This is a genomic window from Aeromonas media, from assembly GCF_020423125.1.
Lineage (GTDB): Bacteria > Pseudomonadota > Gammaproteobacteria > Enterobacterales > Aeromonadaceae > Aeromonas > Aeromonas media.
Map to the genome: position 1 here is coordinate 1213601 of NZ_CP075564.1, position 16173 is coordinate 1229773.

Here is a 16173-nt window from a genome sequence, read left to right on the forward strand (position 1 = left end):
CACAAGATTGCTTTTTCCCGTCAAATCTCTTATACAGCCCCACAAAACCGCACGCCAACCCCGTCGGGTGCAATGAGGATAATAGTTACAGCATGGGCAAATCACTGGTCATAGTGGAGTCTCCGGCCAAGGCCAAGACCATCAACAAATATTTGGGCAAGGACTACGTGGTGAAATCCAGCGTCGGTCACGTGCGCGATCTGCCGACCAGCGGCAGCGGCAGCACAGAGCCCAAAAAACCTGTCATTCGCGGCATCAAGCTCAGCGAATCCGAGAAGGCGGCCAAGGATCGCAACGCCCTGTTCTCCAGGATGGGGATCAACCCGACCGCAGGCTGGCAGGCCAACTACCAGATTTTGCCTGGCAAGGAAAAAGTGGTCAGCGAGTTGCAAAGTCTGGCCGCCAAGGCCGACACCATCTATCTCGCAACCGACTTGGATAGAGAAGGGGAGGCAATCGCCTGGCATCTGCGGGAGATCATCGGCGGCGACGACAGCCGCTACAAGCGGGTGGTGTTCAACGAGATCACCAAGACCGCGATCCAGGAGGCGTTTGCCCAGCCGTCCGAGCTGAACATCCATCGCGTCAACGCCCAGCAGGCCCGTCGTTTCCTCGACCGCGTCGTGGGCTACATGGTCTCCCCGCTCTTGTGGAAGAAGCTGGCCCGCGGTCTCTCCGCCGGTCGGGTGCAATCCGTCGCGGTGCGCCTCATCGTCGATAAAGAGCGCGAGATCAAGGCCTTCGTGCCGGTGGAGTTCTGGGATCTCAACGCTGATCTGCTGACCGGTGACAAGGCCGACCTGCGGATGGAAGTGGTCAGCCGCAACGGCGTCGACTTCAAGCCGGTGACCCAGGCCGAGACCTTCGCCGCCGTGGCTGCCCTCGAAGGGGTCGACTACAAGGTGGTGAACCGGGAAGACAAGCCGACCGGCTCCAAGCCGTCCGCCCCCTTCATCACCTCCACCCTGCAGCAGGCGGCCTCCACCCGGCTGAGCTTCGGGGTCAAGAAGACCATGATGATGGCCCAGCGCCTCTATGAAGCGGGTTACATCACTTACATGCGTACCGACTCCACCAACCTCAGCAAAGAGGCGGTCGAGGCGGTGCGGGAATATATCGGCGAGCAGTATGGCGCCGCCTATCTGCCGAGCGATCCGAATCTCTATGGTTCCAAGGCCGGCGCCCAGGAGGCCCACGAGGCGATCCGTCCCTCCAGCGTGCAGGTGACTGCCGAGATGCTGGAAGGGATGGAGCCGGACGCCATGCGGCTCTATGACCTCATCTGGCGCCAGTTTGTGGCCTGTCAGATGACCCCGGCCCAGTACGACTCCTCCACCCTGACCGTCAAGGCCGGTGAGTTCGAGCTCAAGGCCCGTGGTCGCACCCTGCGCTTCGCTGGCTGGACCAAGGCCCTGCCACCCATGGGTCGCAAGGGGGACGACAGCCAGCTGCCGGCGGTGACCGTCGGCGAGATCCTGAAGCTGGTCAAGCTGGATCCCCGTCAGCACTTCACCAAGCCGCCCGCCCGCTTCACCGAAGCGGCCCTGGTGCGCGAGCTGGAAAAACGCGGTATCGGCCGCCCGTCCACCTACGCCTCCATCATCTCCACCATCGTCGATCGCGGCTATGTGCGGGTCGAGAGTCGCCGCTTCTTCGCCGAGAAGATGGGTGAGATCGTCACCGACCGCCTGGTGGAGAACTTCGTCGAGCTGATGAACTACGAGTTCACCGCCAAGATGGAAGACAAGCTCGATGGCATCGCCGAAGGCAGCCTGGAGTGGAAGAAGGTGCTGGACGCCTTCTACGCCGAGTTTACCCAGGAGCTGGAGCAGGCCGACAAGCCGGCGGAAGAGGGGGGCATGCGAGCCAACCAGATGGTGCTGACCGACATCGACTGCCCGGATTGCGGCCGCAAGATGGGCATTCGTACTGCCACCACAGGCGTCTTCCTCGGCTGCTCCGGCTATGCCCTGCCGCCGAAGGAGCGCTGCAAGAAGACCATCAACCTGGTCAGTGCCGACGAGTTCGTCTCCGCCACCGACGGGGACGAAGCCGAGACCGAGGCGCTGCGCGCCAAGCACCGCTGCGGCGTCTGCGGCACCGCCATGGATGCCTACATCATCGACGACAGCCGCAAGCTGCACGTCTGTGGTCGCAACCCGGACTGCGACGGTTACGAAATCGAGCAGGGCCAGTTCAAGCTCAAGGGCTATGAAGGTCCGAGCATCGAATGCGATCGCTGCGGCTCCGAGATGCAGCTCAAGAACGGCCGCTTCGGCAAGTACATGGGTTGCACCAACGAGACCTGCAAGAATACCCGCAAGATCCTGAAAAACGGCGACATAGCACCGCCGAAGGAAGATCCTGTGCCGTTGCCCGAGCTCAAGTGCACCCAGTCCGACGCCCACTTCGTGTTGCGTGATGGCGCCGCCGGTCTCTTCCTAGCCGCCAGCAACTTCCCGAAATCCCGTGAGACTCGTGCGCCTCTGGTGGAGGAGCTCAAGCGCTTCCGCGATCGGTTGTCGCCCAAGCATCAGTACCTGGCCGACGCCCCGGCGTCAGATCCTGACGGTAACGCATCCGTGGTGCGCTTCAGCCGCAAGAGCAAGGAGCAGTACGTGATGACGGAGGTGAACGGCAAGGCAACGGGCTGGACCGCCCATTACGACAATGGAAAATGGCAGGAGAGCCTGCCCAAGGCGAAGAAAGCCTGATCCACTACCGCTCATACCATGATGAAAGAGGCCCCTTGCGAGGGGCCTTTTTATTGGGAGATGGCGGTATACTGAGAGGGCTGCATGGATGGCAGCACAAGACAGGGAGGTTGTCATGGAAATACATGAAATCCGGCCAGGCATGACCTGCCTGACACGGGAAGGAACGGCCTATGTGCTGGAAGTGGACAGGCAGAGTCTGCTGGTATTGCTGCAGCGGGAAGATGAAACCATCCCGGTGCAGGTACGTTGCGACGACATCCTGGGCCCCCTTGCCAGCGATTAGCGAAATCGCCCAGAAAGGGACTAGAACGGGATCAGAAAGAGCAGCTCGGCGAGGTCGGGCTGCCACTGCCACTCCCCCATCCTGACCCGCCCGCCAATCACGGGCACCCCCTCTTCCTGCAATCTTCCTACCTGTTCATCAAACCCCGCCGAGCCCTTGGGCAAGGAGAGGGTGCCCCCTGCGCCCAGCACGCGATGCCAGGGCAGCGTCTTGTCGGTCTCCCGCAACACTTTTCCCACCAGCCGCGCCCGCCCGGGCAGGCCCGCGAGATCCGCCACCTGGCCGTAGCTCACCACCCGGCCGGCCGGGATCAGAGCCAGGATAGCCTCGATGCGCGCCACCTTGTTCAAGGGGGAAGGAGGAGGGGTCATCATCATGGTGTGTTACTCGGCGTGAAACAGAAGCGCCACCATTGTGGCGCTTCCGTGGTCTGGGGGGCAATACGGGATCTTGCTTAGCCGAAAGTCTGGCTCAGCCCCCTGAGCTCGCTGGCGCGTTTGAGCAGCTCCTGGCTGGAGTTGTCCACCGCCTGGATCTTCTGGCTGTTGGCGCGGGAGTACTGGGAGATCTGGTGGATGTTGCGGCTGATCTCCTCCACCACCGCCTGCTGCTGTTCGGCCGCGGCGGCTATCTGGGTGGAGAACTCGGTCACCTGATCTATCTCCCCCAGCACCAGATGCAGGTTGCCGGAGCCCTGGCGCGTCATCAGGGCGCACTCGCGGGTCTGGGCCAGATTGTCCTGCATCATCCCCTGCCAGCGGCCCAGGGTCTGCTGGATCTGGCGGATGCTGCCCTGGATCTGTTCGGTCGCCTTGTGGGTGCGGGTGGAGAGGGTACGCACCTCGTCCGCCACCACCGCAAAGCCGCGTCCCTGCTCACCGGCCCGCGCCGCCTCGATGGCGGCGTTGAGCGCCAGCAGGTTGGTCTGCTCGGCGATGCCCTGGATCTCGCCCATGACGCTGCCGATCCGCTCGGATTCGTTCGCCAGCTCGACGGCGGAGTGGAAGGCATGCTCCGCCTGCCTGGCCAGCAGCTCCATCTGCTGCTCGGTCTGATCCAACTGCTGCACCGTGTGCTGGCAACTGCTGCGTGCCTCTGTCACCTGACTGTTGGTGTCCTGGATGTTGCGTGCTATCTCGTGGGCCGTGCTGGCCATCTGGGTCATGGCGGCGGCCATCTGCTGGGTCTGGGCGTCCTGCTCGTTGATGTCGAGGAAGGCTTGATGGGAAGAGTCCTGCAGATCGGTCGCCAAGGTCTGCAGGGGATGGGTGGCGTCGTTGACCCGACCCAGCACGGTACGAATGCGGGCCTGCAGCATCTTGAGATGGAAATCGGCGATGGCGCCGGGGGCATCCCCCGAGTAGACCAGCCGGGTCAGGCTGTCATATTGCTGGCCGAGCCGCTTGAGGTAGCGTGGCAGCGAGATGAGCTCGCGCCAGTAAGTACCGGCTCCGGCCAGCAGGGGCAGCAGCATCAGCAGTACCGTCAGGGCACCCTGGGAGAAGGCCGCCCAGCCAAAGAGCACCAGCATCAGCAGGCCGAGCAGCAGGGGTCTGGCACTGTGCAGGGAGGGCAGCTTGCTGGCGCCGCCCCGTTCTGCCTTGAGCAGGGCCTGATAGGCCTGGGCGGCGACCTGCTTGAGCTGGGGTTCCGGCTTGCAGCGTACCGACTGGTAGCCGCTTATCTTGCCGTTCTCGTAGATGGGGGTCACATAGGCGTCGACCCAGTAATAGCGGCCATCCTTGCAGCGGTTCTTGACCATGCCGCGCCAGGGGTTGCCCTCCTTGAGGCGATCCCAGAGGTCGGCGAAGGCGGCCTTGGGCATGTCGGGGTGACGCACCAGGTTGTGGTTGTGTCCGACCAGTTCATCGACCTGGTAGCCGGCAATGCGGCAGAAGGCAGGGTTGGCGTAGGTGATGACGCCGCGCAGATCCGTGGTGGAGACGAGTTGCACGTCGGCGGGGAACTCAACTTCACTGTCCTGGATCTGGACGTGTTTGCGGGCCATAAGGGTAAGCTCCGAGGCGTTGCTGGTTGTTATTGTGGTTGAGCCGGATGCAGGCCCGGGCGCAGTGCGTCTTGCCCGGCCTCATCGGGGGCCTTATTTTGCCAACAAAGGCGGAGTAAAAGTAGGGGCCAGGTTGGATTTCTGTTGTTTAGTGGTAAAAAAATGGCGACCAAAAGGTCGCCAAAAAGAGAAAGACAACACTACCTCTGTGGCACCCGGTAACGCACCTGTAACTGATCGAGGATCTGCAGCTGGCCGGGCAGGCGGGCGGCGAAGTGATCCCAGGCCTTGCGGGCGGGGTCGCTCCAGGCCACCTCGGCCGTGGCGAGCATGCGCGGGAACAACATGTAGTCGAGACGGTCGCGAGAGGTGACCAGTTCCGACCACAAGGGGCTCAGCACCCCCAGGATGTTATCGTTGGCATGGAAATCGGCCGGTGCAGGATCACATCGGTAGACCTGCTCCAGATTGAGGGTCCCCGCCCAGTAGAGCCCGGGTTCATGGATGTCCGGGCTCCAGGCGAGATCCAGATAGAGAGACTGGGCCGGGGCCATCACCACGGGGTAGCCCGCGGAGGCGGCATCCAGCCCCGCCTGGAAGCTGGTCCAGGCGAAGATGGTGGCGTCCCGGCTCACCTTGTCCCCGTGCAGTATCTCCTCCCACCCCAGCATCTGCTTGCCCCTGGCCGCCAGGTATTGCTGGCAGTGGCGCAGCAGGTGGCCCTGCAGCTCCCGGCAATCGGAGTAGCCCTGCTCTGCCATCAACTGCTGACAGGCGGGGCTGTCGGTCCAGACTCCGGTCGGCACCTCGTCCCCCCCCATGTGCACCTGAGTGCCGGGGAAGAGCGCGCACACCTCGTCGATCACCGCCTCCAGGAAGCGATAGGTGCCGGGCAGGGCCGGGTTGAGCACGTTGTCGTCAAAATATTGCACCGAGAGGTAGCGGGAGCTGTCCGCCTCCTCCCGCAGCAGCTCGGGCAGCGCTTTGATGGCCGCGTGGCAGTGACCCGGGATGTCTATCTCCGGGATGATGGTGATGCCGAGCCCGGCGCCGTAAGCCACCAGCTCGCGCACCTCGCTCTGGGTGTAGTAACCGCCATAGGGCTCGGGGCCGCCGCTGAGCTGGGGACCGACCGCCAGGCCATGTCCCCGCCAGGCCGCCACCTCGGTCAGCTGGGGGAAGGCCTTGATCTCGAGGCGCCAACCCTCGTCATCGGTCAGGTGCCAGTGGAAGCGGTTGAACTTGTAGAGGCTCATCTGCTTGAGCAGGCGCTTGAGGGTGGCGATGGAGTGGAAGTGGCGGGCGCAGTCGAGGAAGATGCCGCGAAAACCGAAGCGCGGTGCATCCTCCACCTCGAGGCAGGGCAGGCTCTCCCCGTGTTGCAGGGCCCACTGTGCCAGGGTCACCAGACCGTGGCGCCAGCCCGCCTCGCCGGCGGCCCGGATGCGGATCTCCTCCGGCGTGATGGTGAGTTCATAGCCCTCGGGGGTAAGCGGCGCCTCGACCAGGTGGATCTCGGCGTCGTGATCCTGTGTCAGGGCGAGCCCCGTCAGCTCGTTGAAATGGGCCAGCAGGGGAGCGAGGGAGACTGGGCCGCTGACATGGGCTCGCTCGGCCAGGCGGAAGTTGCCTTCCGGCAGTCTCAGGTGCGCCGGCTGGGGCACTATGCCGTTGGCGGGCTCCACCTCGGGCAGATCGGGGGTCACGGCGGGGCTCGGCGGCAGGCCGAGATCCTGGCCCGTCTGCACCACGGGTTGCAGCTGGGCTTGGGCGCCTTCGTCCGTCAGGCTGAGGAAGAAGCCCTGGGGCAGATCGGAGTAGCGTTTGATGGGGGTGTTGCGGCAGCAAAAACGCAGCTCGCTGACCCCTTCATGGGGTACCAGTACCTTGTAGCTACCGCTCTGGCGCGCCAGAGATCCCCCTTCCACCGACTGGGGATCTATGTGGCGAGCCAGGCAGAAGTGCAGCTTCCAGGGGCTTGCCGGGAGCTGGCTCAGGGTGAAGCGGAACCAGACGTCTTCACCGTCGCGACGGTCGATCTGGGTATGGATCAGGGGTGCAGACATGGGTATTCCTCGGATGGGGTGAACAAGATGGGGTCCTCTCCCGCAGGTGGCTCGGCGTGGACAGTGCTCAGGGATGCAGGCATGGGTAGGCCTCTGACTGGGCAAACGGGGTTGTGCCCTTTCCAGCGCATCGTTCACACCCGACAGGGCTCAAGGATGCAGGCATGGGTAGGCCTCCGATTGGGCAAACAGGATGGCACCTTCCAGCGCATCGGCTTGCGGGGGAACCAGGTTGAGGTGCCCCAGGCGAGGGGCCAGGCGCATGCCGACGCCGCCCAGCAGGGCGATGCGGTCGGCTCCCAGCAGCCCCATGCCCTCCAGCAGGGTCTGCAACTGGGCACAGGTTTCATCCAGCAGCTGGTTGGCGAGTTCATCCCCGTCGCTGGCGGCGTCGAACACCCAGGGGGCGAAGCGGCCATAGTCGGCGGGAATGGCGCGGGCGGCCCAGCGCACCACCTCGGCCTGATCCCGCTTGAAGTGATCGAGCAGGCGCACGGCGAGCAGGCTGGGGGGCAGTATGCCGTCGTGGCAGAGTAGGGATTGCTGGATGGCGCGCAGCCCCAGCCAGGCGCCGCTGCCGAGATCCGAGATGGGAAAGCCGCGCCCTGAGCAGGTATGAAGCCGGCCGTGGTGATAGATGAGCCCGGCGGATCCTGTGCCGGCGATGAGGATGGCCCCCTCACGGCCGCCAAAGGCGCCGAGGCAGGCGCCGAAGGCGTCGGAGGTGAGCCTGACGCTCGCGAAGGGGAAGGGCATCTCAAGCAGGGCGTGGTAGCAGTCGGCCAGCTCGGCAGAGGCGAGCGCCAGCCCTACCCCCATCTGCTGTTCGCACTCGATGCCAAGCCCGGCGGCCAGCCGGGCGCTGGCGATGGCCGCCAGCACGTTGGCGTGGGCGAGGGGGATGCCGAGCTCCAGATTGGAGCCTGCGGCGCGTCCCTCTCCCAGCACTCTGCCCCCTTTGTCCCGAATGCGAGCGCGGGTGTGCGTTCCCCCGCCATCGACCCCGACCCAGTACTCAATCATGACGGGCCTCCGGCGCACTCTGCCAGCTGATGGCCAGGGCGAACCAGGCGCCGTGGGGGATCCACTGCTCCCCCCAGCGCCAGTTTTGATCCAGCCTCTCCTTGTACTCCTCGGGGATGAAAGCCACCTCAGCCTCGTCATCGAACCCGGCTGTGATGCCGTTGCAGATCCCCCCGGGTGCATTGGGATAACCAGCGGTGTAGCTCGGGTTGTTGATGCCGTGCCCCGCCAGCATGCAGGCGTTGAAGGGGTTTTGCCCGAGGATCCAGTCGAGCTGGTGCTGGCCGAACGTCGTCAGGAGCTGGCTCTGCTGGGGGAAGTGACGGGCTGCGGCGAAGGCCATGGCGGCGAGGGATGCCAGCCGGGCGTTCTCGCCCTGCCACCAGTAACCGGACTCGTTGTGGTGGGGCATAAAGAAGCTGATGCGGGGGGCTTCGTCGACGCCCTTCACATATTGGCGGGCCAGGGCGAAGGGGTTGCCTGCCCGGGCGGCGAGGGCCAGCTCGGCGGCCAGCGCCTGCTGCACCACGGCGCTCACCCGGGCGCGGTGCTCCTGATCCGGCTCGACTCCCAGGTATTCCAGCAGGGCCAGCACCGGCAGACCCGCCTCGGCGGCGTGGTAGTAGGGGCGCGAGCCGTCGTCGTTGGCACTCCAGTAGTGGCCGAGCTCGGGGTGGGGGCGCTGGCGGGCGCAGAGCCTGCCAGCCCGGTCCCTTGCCTCCCCGAGCCAGTCGCGGCCAAGGGTCTGGGTCAGCTCGACCGCCGCCAGCAGGGCGCAGTAGTCGTCGATGATGTTCTCGCAACCATCGTCCAGGTAGGCGAGGTTGTGTTCGCGCAGGTGCAGGTAGCCGCGCCTGGCCGCCCCGGCATAGTGGCTGGTATCAAAGTCGCCGCCGGTCTGCTCGCGGGCGGCCCGGGCCAGGGCGGCGATGGCCATGCCCCCCCCTTGCCGGAAGCCCGCCTGCCAGTCGCTGGACTTGAGCCCCTGCTGGGTGGCGTAGGCGCACAGCTCGCGCTGCTCGGGATCCTTGCTCCACTTGTCGAACAGGGTCATGTAGAAGAAGCCGCTCTCATCCTGCATCCGGCAGAGAAAATCCGCCCCGTGCAGCCCCTCGTCACTGAGCCGCTTGCAGAGGTTCAGCCCGTCGATGTCGTGGCGCGTCGCCAGGAGCGCCCGGCTCTTGAGCAGGCTCCACACCACCAATGGGGTCTGCTGGGGATTGAGGTAGTTGGCGTAGGAGAGGTGGCTCAGGTACTTGCTCATGTCGCCGCTGGCATCGAACCAGCCGCCGTGCACATCCTTGTGCTGGTCGGTGCCAAACAGGCGGGCGCGGCGGTCGGCTCTATCGAAGGTGCCGCTGGCGCGCTGCCCCTTGAAGTAGTGAATGACATCGGAGAGGCAGCGGCTGGTCAGCAGATCCTGGCCTATGGCGAAGCGGGTGGAGCGGACTATGCCTTGGGCTGTTATCGCCTCCAGCCGGTAGTGGCCGGGCTCCTTGAATGCGGAGAAGTCGGCGCGCCAATAAGCTCGCCCCTGCCAGCCGGGCACCTGGCCTGCGGCCTGGAGAGGAACCTCCAGCAGGAGGCGGTCATCATGCAGGCGGCGCAGTCGCACCAGGCCGCTTATCTCCACATCGGCGGCGGTCTGCAGCAGGGCAATCTTGTGTCCGTCACACTCGTAACCCACCTGATTGATCAAGAGTTCCATCCAGCTTTACTCCCTGGTCTGGGGCAATGAAGAGGCCTCGCGAGGAGGCCCGGGTGAAGGTGTCGCGGGCCGGGAAGGCCGCCCCCGGCGAGGGGCTGGCTTATTCGTGCAGGTAGCAGCGCAAGAAGTGGTTGTCGGCAAGCCGGGTCACGGGGGGCAGGCTCTCCTTGCAGCGCGCCATGGCCTGATGGCAGCGACCGGCGAAGGGGCAGCCATGGGATTCCGGGGTCCAGAGCGGTATCTCCCCCTTGCGGCCCCCCTCCAGCTCGGCGTGAATGCTCTTCTCGGGGTCGGGCACCGCCGAGATGAGCAACTGGGTGTAGGGGTGCTGGGGGTGGTGCAGTATCTCGTCCACTTCCCCCCACTCCACCATGTGACCCACATACATCACCGCCAGATCTTCGGCCACGTAGCGGGCGGTGGCGATGTCGTGGGTGATGTAGAGCATGGAGACGCCGAGTTCGTTCTTCATCTGCTCCATCAGGTTGAGGATGCCGATGCGAATGGAGACGTCGAGCATGGAGGTGGGTTCGTCCGCCAGCACCACCTCGGCCTCCACCGCCAGGTTGCGGGCGATGTTGACCCGCTGGCGCTGGCCGCCGGAGAGCTGGTGGGGATACTTGGCCGCCGTGGCCTTGGCCGGCGTCAGCCCCACTTTTTCCAGCAGGGCATAGACCATGTCAGGCAGATCTTTCTTGTCGAGCACCTTGCTGTGCAGCAGCAGGGGACGGGCGATGTGGTGGTAGATGGTGTGGGTCGGGTTGAGCGAACCGAACGGGTCTTGCCACACCATCTGCACGCTCTGACGATAGTCCAGCAGGGCTGTGCCCTTGTTGAACTCTTCCAGATCCCGGCCCCGGTAGAGGATGCGGCCGTTGGAGAGCTTGTACATCTTGGCGATGATCTTGGCGATGGTGCTCTTGCCGGAGCCCGATTCCCCCACCACCGCCAGGGCGCGGCCCCGGTGCAGGTTGAAGGTGATGTCGGAGAGGGCCCGCATCTTGCCGCTTTTGATGGCATTGGAGTTGACGGCGAAGTCCTTGTAGAGATGCTGGACCTCGATGATGGGCGCGTCGGTTTGGGCGATTTGCATGACAGACATCCTTAACAGCCAGCGGCCTTGTCCAGATAGATGGGGTGGTTCAGGGATTCCTCGGCCGAGTCATAGAGGTGGCAGGCGGCCTGCTGCCCGGGCCGGATCTCGGCCAGCTGGGTATATTCCTGGCGGCAGCGTTCGTGCACCTTGCCGCAGCGGGCCTGGAAGCGGCAGCCGACCGGCACTTCCAGCAGGTTGAGCGGGGTGCCGGGGATCCCCTCCAGCACGGTTTTTGGCCCGTGCAGGGGGGGGAAGGAGTTGCCCAGCCCCTTGGTGTAGGGGTGCAAGGGGGCGGTCAGAATTGACTTGGACGGCGCCACCTCCACCAGCTCCCCCGCATACATGATGCCGATGCGATCGCAGAACTCGACCATGAGCGAGAGGTCATGGGTGATGAAGAGAATGGAGAAGTTGAACTTTGCCTTGAGGGCGTAGACCTTCTGCAGTATCTCCCGCTGCACCACCACATCCAGCGCCGTGGTGGGCTCATCCATGATCAAGAGCTCGGGGTTGAGCGCCATGGCGATGGCGATCACCAGCCGCTGGCGCATACCGCCGGAGAACTGGTGCGGGTAATCCTTGAGCCGGCTCGGGTGGATGTCGACTATCTCCAGCAGCTCCTGGGCGCGCTTGATGGCCTCGTAGCGGGTCAGGCCGGGGTTGTGTGCCAAGAGCACGTCGCAGAACTGCTCCTCCATGCGCAGCACGGGGTTGAGCGCATTCATGGCGGACTGGAACACCACGCTCGCCTGGCGCCAGCGGTAGCTGCGCAGCCGCTCGTCGTCAAAGCCGAGGATGTTCTCCCCCTTGAACAGGATCTCGCCGCCACTGATGTAGGCGGGCGGCTTGTGCAGCCGGGCCACCGAGAAGGCGACGGTGGACTTGCCGCAGCCGGACTCGCCGGCGAGGCCGAAGACTTCGCCGGGGGCGATGTCAAAGCTGACCGAATTGACGGCGCGCACGTCGCCGCTCTCGGTGATGTAGTCGACGCAGAGGTTGCGTACCGACAGCAGGGGTTGTTGCGAGCTCATGCTGTCTTCTCCTGGGCGGCAATGGGGGTGACGGGGGCGGCGAGCTGTTTCCAGCGGCGCAGACCCTTGTGAGAGCGCAGTTGCGGGTTGGCTATCTCGTCGATGGCGAAGTTGAGCATGGCCAGACCCGCCCCCAGGGTGGCGATGGCAAAGCAGGGGGCCAGGATTTCCCACCAGGCACCCACCAGGATGGCGCTGGAGGTCTGGGCGTTGTAGAGCATGATGCCCCAGCTGACCACGGTCGGATCACCCAGTCCCAGGAACTCCAGGGTCGCCTCGGTGACGATGGCGTAGATGATGGAGCCGATGAAGCTCACCCCTATGATGGAGATGAGGTTGGGCAGTATCTCCACCAGAATGATGCGCCAGGCCGGCTCACCCAGTACCTCGGCGGCGATGACGAACTCTTTCTCCCGCAGTGCCAGGGTCTGGGCACGGATCACCCGGGCGCCATAGGCCCAGGAGGTAAAGCCTATGATGAGCGCAATCACCGTCGGTGACGCCTCCCCGATAAAGCTCGCGAGCACCAGTAATAAAGGGAGGTTGGGGATCACCAGCACCACGTTCATCAGGAAGGTGAGGCATTCGTCCACCACGCCGCCGAAGTAACCGGCAGTGATGCCGATGCCGATGGCGAGGGCGCAGACCAGCAGGCCTGCCCCGAAGCCCACCATGAGGGAGATGCGGGCGCCACTGGTGAACTGGGCCCAGAGATCGTGACCCATGCGGTTGGAGCCCATCACCAGCTCCATGCTGGGGGGCTGGTGGGGGCGGGCGACCCGCTTGGTGGGTTCATTGCTGGCGAGCAGCGGGGCAAACAGGGCCATCAGCACGAAGGTGACTACGATGGCGAGGCCAAAGGCCGCCTTCTTGTTGCCCAGCAGGATCTTGAGGATGGTCGGCATACGCATCTTATTTGCCTCCTGTACGCAGACGGGGATCCAGGAAGACGTAGAGCACGTCCGCCAGGAAGTTGAAGCTGAGCATGGTGATGGTCATGATGAGCAGTTGCCCCTGAATGAGCGGGTAGTCGCGGGCCAGGATGCCCTGATAGAGGGTCAATCCGAGACCCGGATAGTTGAAGATCACCTCGGTGATGAGGGAGCCGCCGATGACGAAACCGAGCGCCATGGAGAGGGCGGTGACGCTGGGCAGCACGGCGTTGCGGGCGCCGTAGTTGAAGATGACTCTGTTGCTGGAGAGTCCCTTGGCCTTGGCCATGGTGATGTAGTCCTCGCCGAGCAGGTTGATCATGTTGTTGCGCATGGTGATGAGGAAGCCCCCCACCTGCACCATGGCCAGGGTGCCCACCGGCATGATAGCGTGCAGCATGATGCTCTTGATGTGTTCCCAGCCGAAATCGGCGGGGATCTCCGGGCTGTAGGCGTAGCCGATGGGCAGCCAGCCGAGGCTGACCCCGAACAGGAACAGGGCGAGCAGGGAGACCACCACGGGGGGAATGGCCTGCATCACCAGGGTGAGCGGGGAGAGGATGCTGTCCATGCGTCCCCCCCGGTACCAGGCGGCGAAGATGCCGACGATGGAGCCGATGGAGAAGCTCAAAATGGTGGAGGTACCCACCAGGAACAGGGTCCAGCCGATGGCGCGACCGAGCACGTCGGCGACCGGTTGGGGGTAGTAGCGCACCGAGGTGCCGAGATCCCAGGTGAAGACACTCTTCACATAGGCGAGAAACTGGGTGGTGATGGGGCCGTCAACGAACCCGAAGGTGGCCTTGAGGGCCTCGAGGGCGGCAGGTTCCATCATGGCGCCGGCCCGGGCGAACATGACGGAGACGGGATCTCCGGGCATGGCTCTGGGCAGCAGGAAGTTGATGGTGGCGGCCACCAGGAAGGCGACCAGATAGAAGGAAAAGCGTCTTAGTATAAATCCCATGGTGAACCCTTTTACTGCAAGCCTGCCCCGCGCCGGGCAAAGCTCCCCCAACCCCGGCAACGACGGGGGATGGAAGACATGGCGGGGAAAAAAGGCCCCCCGCAGGGGGCCGAGGTGATTAGCTGTTTGGCTTGAGTGACAACACGTGCAGCAGACGTTCCGGGGTGTCCGGGTGTACCTGCGGCTTGGCGACCGGGTTGTCGGCACTGAACCAGCCATTGAAGCGCTTGGTGCTGTATTCGTACCAGGTCGGGTTGTTGAACACCGGGATGATGGTCTGGTTGGCACCGACGCGCTCCTGGATGGCAAACATGATCTCCTTCTGCTTGGCCGCATCGGCGGTCTGGGTGAAGTCATCGATCAGCTTGTCGAGCTCAGGATCCTTGTAACGGGGCGCCGCGAAGCGGTTGCCGCGCTCACCCATGTTGCGGGAGTGGAAGGCGGTCTCGAAGTACTTGTGCGGGTTGGCACCGGCAAAGTAACCCTGCAGAGCGACGTCGAAGTCACCGGTGATCAGGTTCTCGGTCCAGACGGTGGCTTCCGGGGTGGAGGTCTTGGCGTTCAGGCCCAGAGCCTGCAGGCCTTCGACCCCGATCTGGACTGTGTTGACCCAGTCGGTCCAGCCGTTCGGTACCAGCACCTTGAACTCGATCTTCTTGCAGCTCGGGGTGTCGAGGAACTTGTCGCCGTCACAGTCCTTGTAGCCCGCTTCCTTCAGCAGTGCCTTGGCACCTTCCAGGTCAAACTTGTTGTATTTGCCGTATTTCTTCTCGACGTCCGGGTTGTCCCAGGAGGCGAATGCCTTGCCAAGGCCTGACGGGTATTCGTTGACTGTCGGGTAGCCGTAGCCTGCGATGTCCACCATGGACTGGCGGTCCATCGCCATGGAGAAGGCGCGGCGGAAGTTGATGTCGTTGAAGGCTTCGTTATTGCCCGGGTTCTTGCTCTGGAAGTTGACGTTGAACGCCACCGTGCCGGAGGCGGGGAACCAGTACTTGTTGTTCTTGGGATCGTTGCCGACGTAGAGGCGCTCGATGTCCGGCACGAAGGAGCCGAACCAGTCCACGTCACCCTTCATCACAGCAGCCAGTACCTGGTCGTTGGTGGCCATCTGCGGCATGCGCAGGCAGTCGATGGCGAGGTTGGCATTGTCCCAGTAGTGCGGGTTGCGGCACTGGGTATAGAGCTGGGCGGAGAAGTTGTCCACTTCGGTGAAGGGACCTGTGCCGACCGGCTTGTCGTTGGTGAAGGCAACCGGGTCTTTCACCGACTTCCACTGATGCTCGGGGACGATGGGCACCAGCACCAGGTCATTCACCACGTTGGTGTTGACCTCGGCCAGGTCGAATTTGACCTTATGCTCACCCAGCTTCTCGACACCCTTGATTTGAGTCCAGATGGAGCGCTCATCCAGCGCCTTGTTGGCCTTGACCAGGTTGAAGGAGAAGATAATGTCGTCGGCGGTGAAGGCTTCACCATCGGACCACTTGACCCCGTCACGCAGATCGAAGGTGACGGATTTCAGATCATCGCTGAAGGCGTAGTGGGTGGCCAGACGATAGACGGGTTTGCCACCCTGCATATCGTTGAAGATCACCAGCGGCTCATAGATGAAGTGACGGGTGGTGTGCAGCAGACCGGCCTGCAGGAAGGGGTTGAAGTTCTTGACCCATGCGGTTTCCTGCTGTGCAACCAGGGTCAGCACCGTCTTGTTTTCGGCGGCCATGGCGGTGCCGGCGGCACCGAGCATCAGGGTTCCCAGCATGACTGAGGTAGCGATTTTGGATACTTTGGCAAGCATATTTTTTCCTTTCTTATTGGTCTTCCATGGTTTTGGAATGGAGCACCGGATCCCATGCTTGGATACCGGCCCTCAATGTTGGTCAGGTTTTGCACCCTTGTAGTTGTGTCATCCAACGCCCCTAGAAAAGCAGAGTTAACAGGAAAACAACAACTCTTCATTTCGTCGATATCGTAAAAACTCCCACCCTCTCGTCATTATCGTCAAACTCTATTTTTAATCCTTTTAAATTATACAGTTGCATTAATTCTCACAAAGTACCAAGTCACCCTTTATGACAATTCAAAGACGATAGTGTGAAGTGGATCGTGCTCATTTTTCCTCCCGTCCAGAGGCTTTTTTTTGAGCTTGAAACAAGCGCTCCGAGGAGAGGGACAGAACTGTGCGCTGGCTCACTAAGGAGGAATCTTCCGGCTCGTCGGGTGATGGCGGGTGGTCCCTCTCTGGCAGAAGAACCCGGCGCTGGATGCCAATGGGTTTTCGTGTCGACTGAATTACGGGCAATAAAAAAGCCAGTCAGCATTCACTGACTGGCTTCGGGTGC

Annotated in this window: 12 protein-coding genes; 2 read left to right on the forward strand and 10 right to left on the reverse strand. The window is 63.2% G+C overall.

Annotation, left to right across the window (positions count from 1 at the left end; genetic code table 11):
• Window positions 1-92: 92 nt before the first annotated feature.
• On the forward strand, window positions 93-2714 hold the full coding sequence (topA, locus tag KI797_RS05790) for a type I DNA topoisomerase (RefSeq protein ID WP_171273422.1): 2622 nt from the start codon (window positions 93-95) through the stop codon (window positions 2712-2714).
• Between the two features lie 115 nt (window positions 2715-2829).
• Window positions 2830-3000, forward strand: coding sequence for a hypothetical protein (locus KI797_RS05795; RefSeq protein WP_162852227.1), 171 nt, complete (start codon window positions 2830-2832; stop codon window positions 2998-3000).
• A gap of 20 nt (window positions 3001-3020) precedes the next feature.
• On the opposite strand, the gene KI797_RS05800 is transcribed toward KI797_RS05795, so the two are convergent.
• The 10 genes from KI797_RS05800 to KI797_RS05845 all read right to left on the reverse strand — a co-directional run bounded on the left by KI797_RS05800 (window position 3021) and on the right by KI797_RS05845 (window position 15629).
• On the reverse strand, window positions 3021-3377 hold the full coding sequence (locus tag KI797_RS05800; protein WP_041205261.1) for an MGMT family protein: 357 nt from the start codon (window positions 3375-3377) through the stop codon (window positions 3021-3023).
• Between the two features lie 77 nt (window positions 3378-3454).
• Window positions 3455-5008, reverse strand: coding sequence for a methyl-accepting chemotaxis protein (locus KI797_RS05805; protein WP_226171972.1), 1554 nt, complete (start codon window positions 5006-5008; stop codon window positions 3455-3457).
• A 200-nt stretch (window positions 5009-5208) separates the two neighbouring features.
• A complete protein-coding gene (locus KI797_RS05810) occupies window positions 5209-7074 on the reverse strand; it encodes a beta-N-acetylhexosaminidase (RefSeq protein WP_226171975.1) in 1866 nt (621 codons plus the stop codon).
• Between the two features lie 150 nt (window positions 7075-7224).
• A complete protein-coding gene (locus KI797_RS05815) occupies window positions 7225-8097 on the reverse strand; it encodes a BadF/BadG/BcrA/BcrD ATPase family protein (protein ID WP_226171978.1) in 873 nt (290 codons plus the stop codon).
• A complete protein-coding gene (locus KI797_RS05820) occupies window positions 8090-9805 on the reverse strand; it encodes a glycoside hydrolase family 9 protein (protein ID WP_226171981.1) in 1716 nt (571 codons plus the stop codon). The genes KI797_RS05815 and KI797_RS05820 overlap by 8 nt, the downstream gene beginning before the upstream one ends.
• A 100-nt stretch (window positions 9806-9905) precedes the next feature.
• Window positions 9906-10898 carry an ABC transporter ATP-binding protein gene (locus KI797_RS05825; protein ID WP_226171983.1) on the reverse strand — a complete coding sequence of 331 codons (993 nt, stop codon included), beginning with the start codon at window positions 10896-10898 and terminating at the stop codon, window positions 9906-9908.
• Window positions 10899-10909: 11 nt separating this feature from the next.
• The gene (locus KI797_RS05830; RefSeq protein WP_226171986.1) at window positions 10910-11932 is read right to left on the reverse strand and encodes an ABC transporter ATP-binding protein; all 1023 of its coding nucleotides are present in this window, start codon (window positions 11930-11932) and stop codon (window positions 10910-10912) included.
• Window positions 11929-12843 (reverse strand): ABC transporter permease, encoded by a 915-nt coding sequence (locus KI797_RS05835; RefSeq protein WP_042648441.1) that lies wholly within the window; start codon window positions 12841-12843, stop codon window positions 11929-11931. The genes KI797_RS05830 and KI797_RS05835 overlap by 4 nt, the downstream gene beginning before the upstream one ends.
• Window position 12844: 1 nt before the next feature.
• Window positions 12845-13828: an ABC transporter permease gene (locus KI797_RS05840; protein WP_042648440.1), complete on the reverse strand. Its 984-nt coding sequence runs from the start codon at window positions 13826-13828 to the stop codon at window positions 12845-12847.
• A gap of 118 nt (window positions 13829-13946) precedes the next feature.
• On the reverse strand, window positions 13947-15629 hold the full coding sequence (locus KI797_RS05845; RefSeq protein ID WP_041205282.1) for an ABC transporter substrate-binding protein: 1683 nt from the start codon (window positions 15627-15629) through the stop codon (window positions 13947-13949).
• Window positions 15630-16173 lie beyond the last annotated feature (544 nt).

Excerpts from the sequence above, each read along its gene's own strand:
- KI797_RS05830 (WP_226171986.1), bottom strand. The coding sequence starts at position 11,932 with ATGAGCTCGCAACAACCCCTGCTGTCGGTACGCAACCTCTGCGTCGAC.
- KI797_RS05805 (WP_226171972.1), bottom strand. The coding sequence starts at position 5,008 with ATGGCCCGCAAACACGTCCAGATCCAGGACAGTGAAGTTGAGTTCCCC.
- KI797_RS05825 (WP_226171983.1), bottom strand. The coding sequence starts at position 10,898 with ATGCAAATCGCCCAAACCGACGCGCCCATCATCGAGGTCCAGCATCTC.
- KI797_RS05810 (WP_226171975.1), bottom strand. The coding sequence starts at position 7,074 with ATGTCTGCACCCCTGATCCATACCCAGATCGACCGTCGCGACGGTGAA.
- topA (WP_171273422.1), top strand. The coding sequence starts at position 93 with ATGGGCAAATCACTGGTCATAGTGGAGTCTCCGGCCAAGGCCAAGACC.
- KI797_RS05820 (WP_226171981.1), bottom strand. The coding sequence starts at position 9,805 with ATGGAACTCTTGATCAATCAGGTGGGTTACGAGTGTGACGGACACAAG.
- KI797_RS05815 (WP_226171978.1), bottom strand. The coding sequence starts at position 8,097 with ATGATTGAGTACTGGGTCGGGGTCGATGGCGGGGGAACGCACACCCGC.
- KI797_RS05795 (WP_162852227.1), top strand. The coding sequence starts at position 2,830 with ATGGAAATACATGAAATCCGGCCAGGCATGACCTGCCTGACACGGGAA.
- KI797_RS05800 (WP_041205261.1), bottom strand. The coding sequence starts at position 3,377 with ATGATGATGACCCCTCCTCCTTCCCCCTTGAACAAGGTGGCGCGCATC.
- KI797_RS05840 (WP_042648440.1), bottom strand. The coding sequence starts at position 13,828 with ATGGGATTTATACTAAGACGCTTTTCCTTCTATCTGGTCGCCTTCCTG.
- KI797_RS05845 (WP_041205282.1), bottom strand. The coding sequence starts at position 15,629 with ATGCTTGCCAAAGTATCCAAAATCGCTACCTCAGTCATGCTGGGAACC.
- KI797_RS05835 (WP_042648441.1), bottom strand. The coding sequence starts at position 12,843 with ATGCGTATGCCGACCATCCTCAAGATCCTGCTGGGCAACAAGAAGGCG.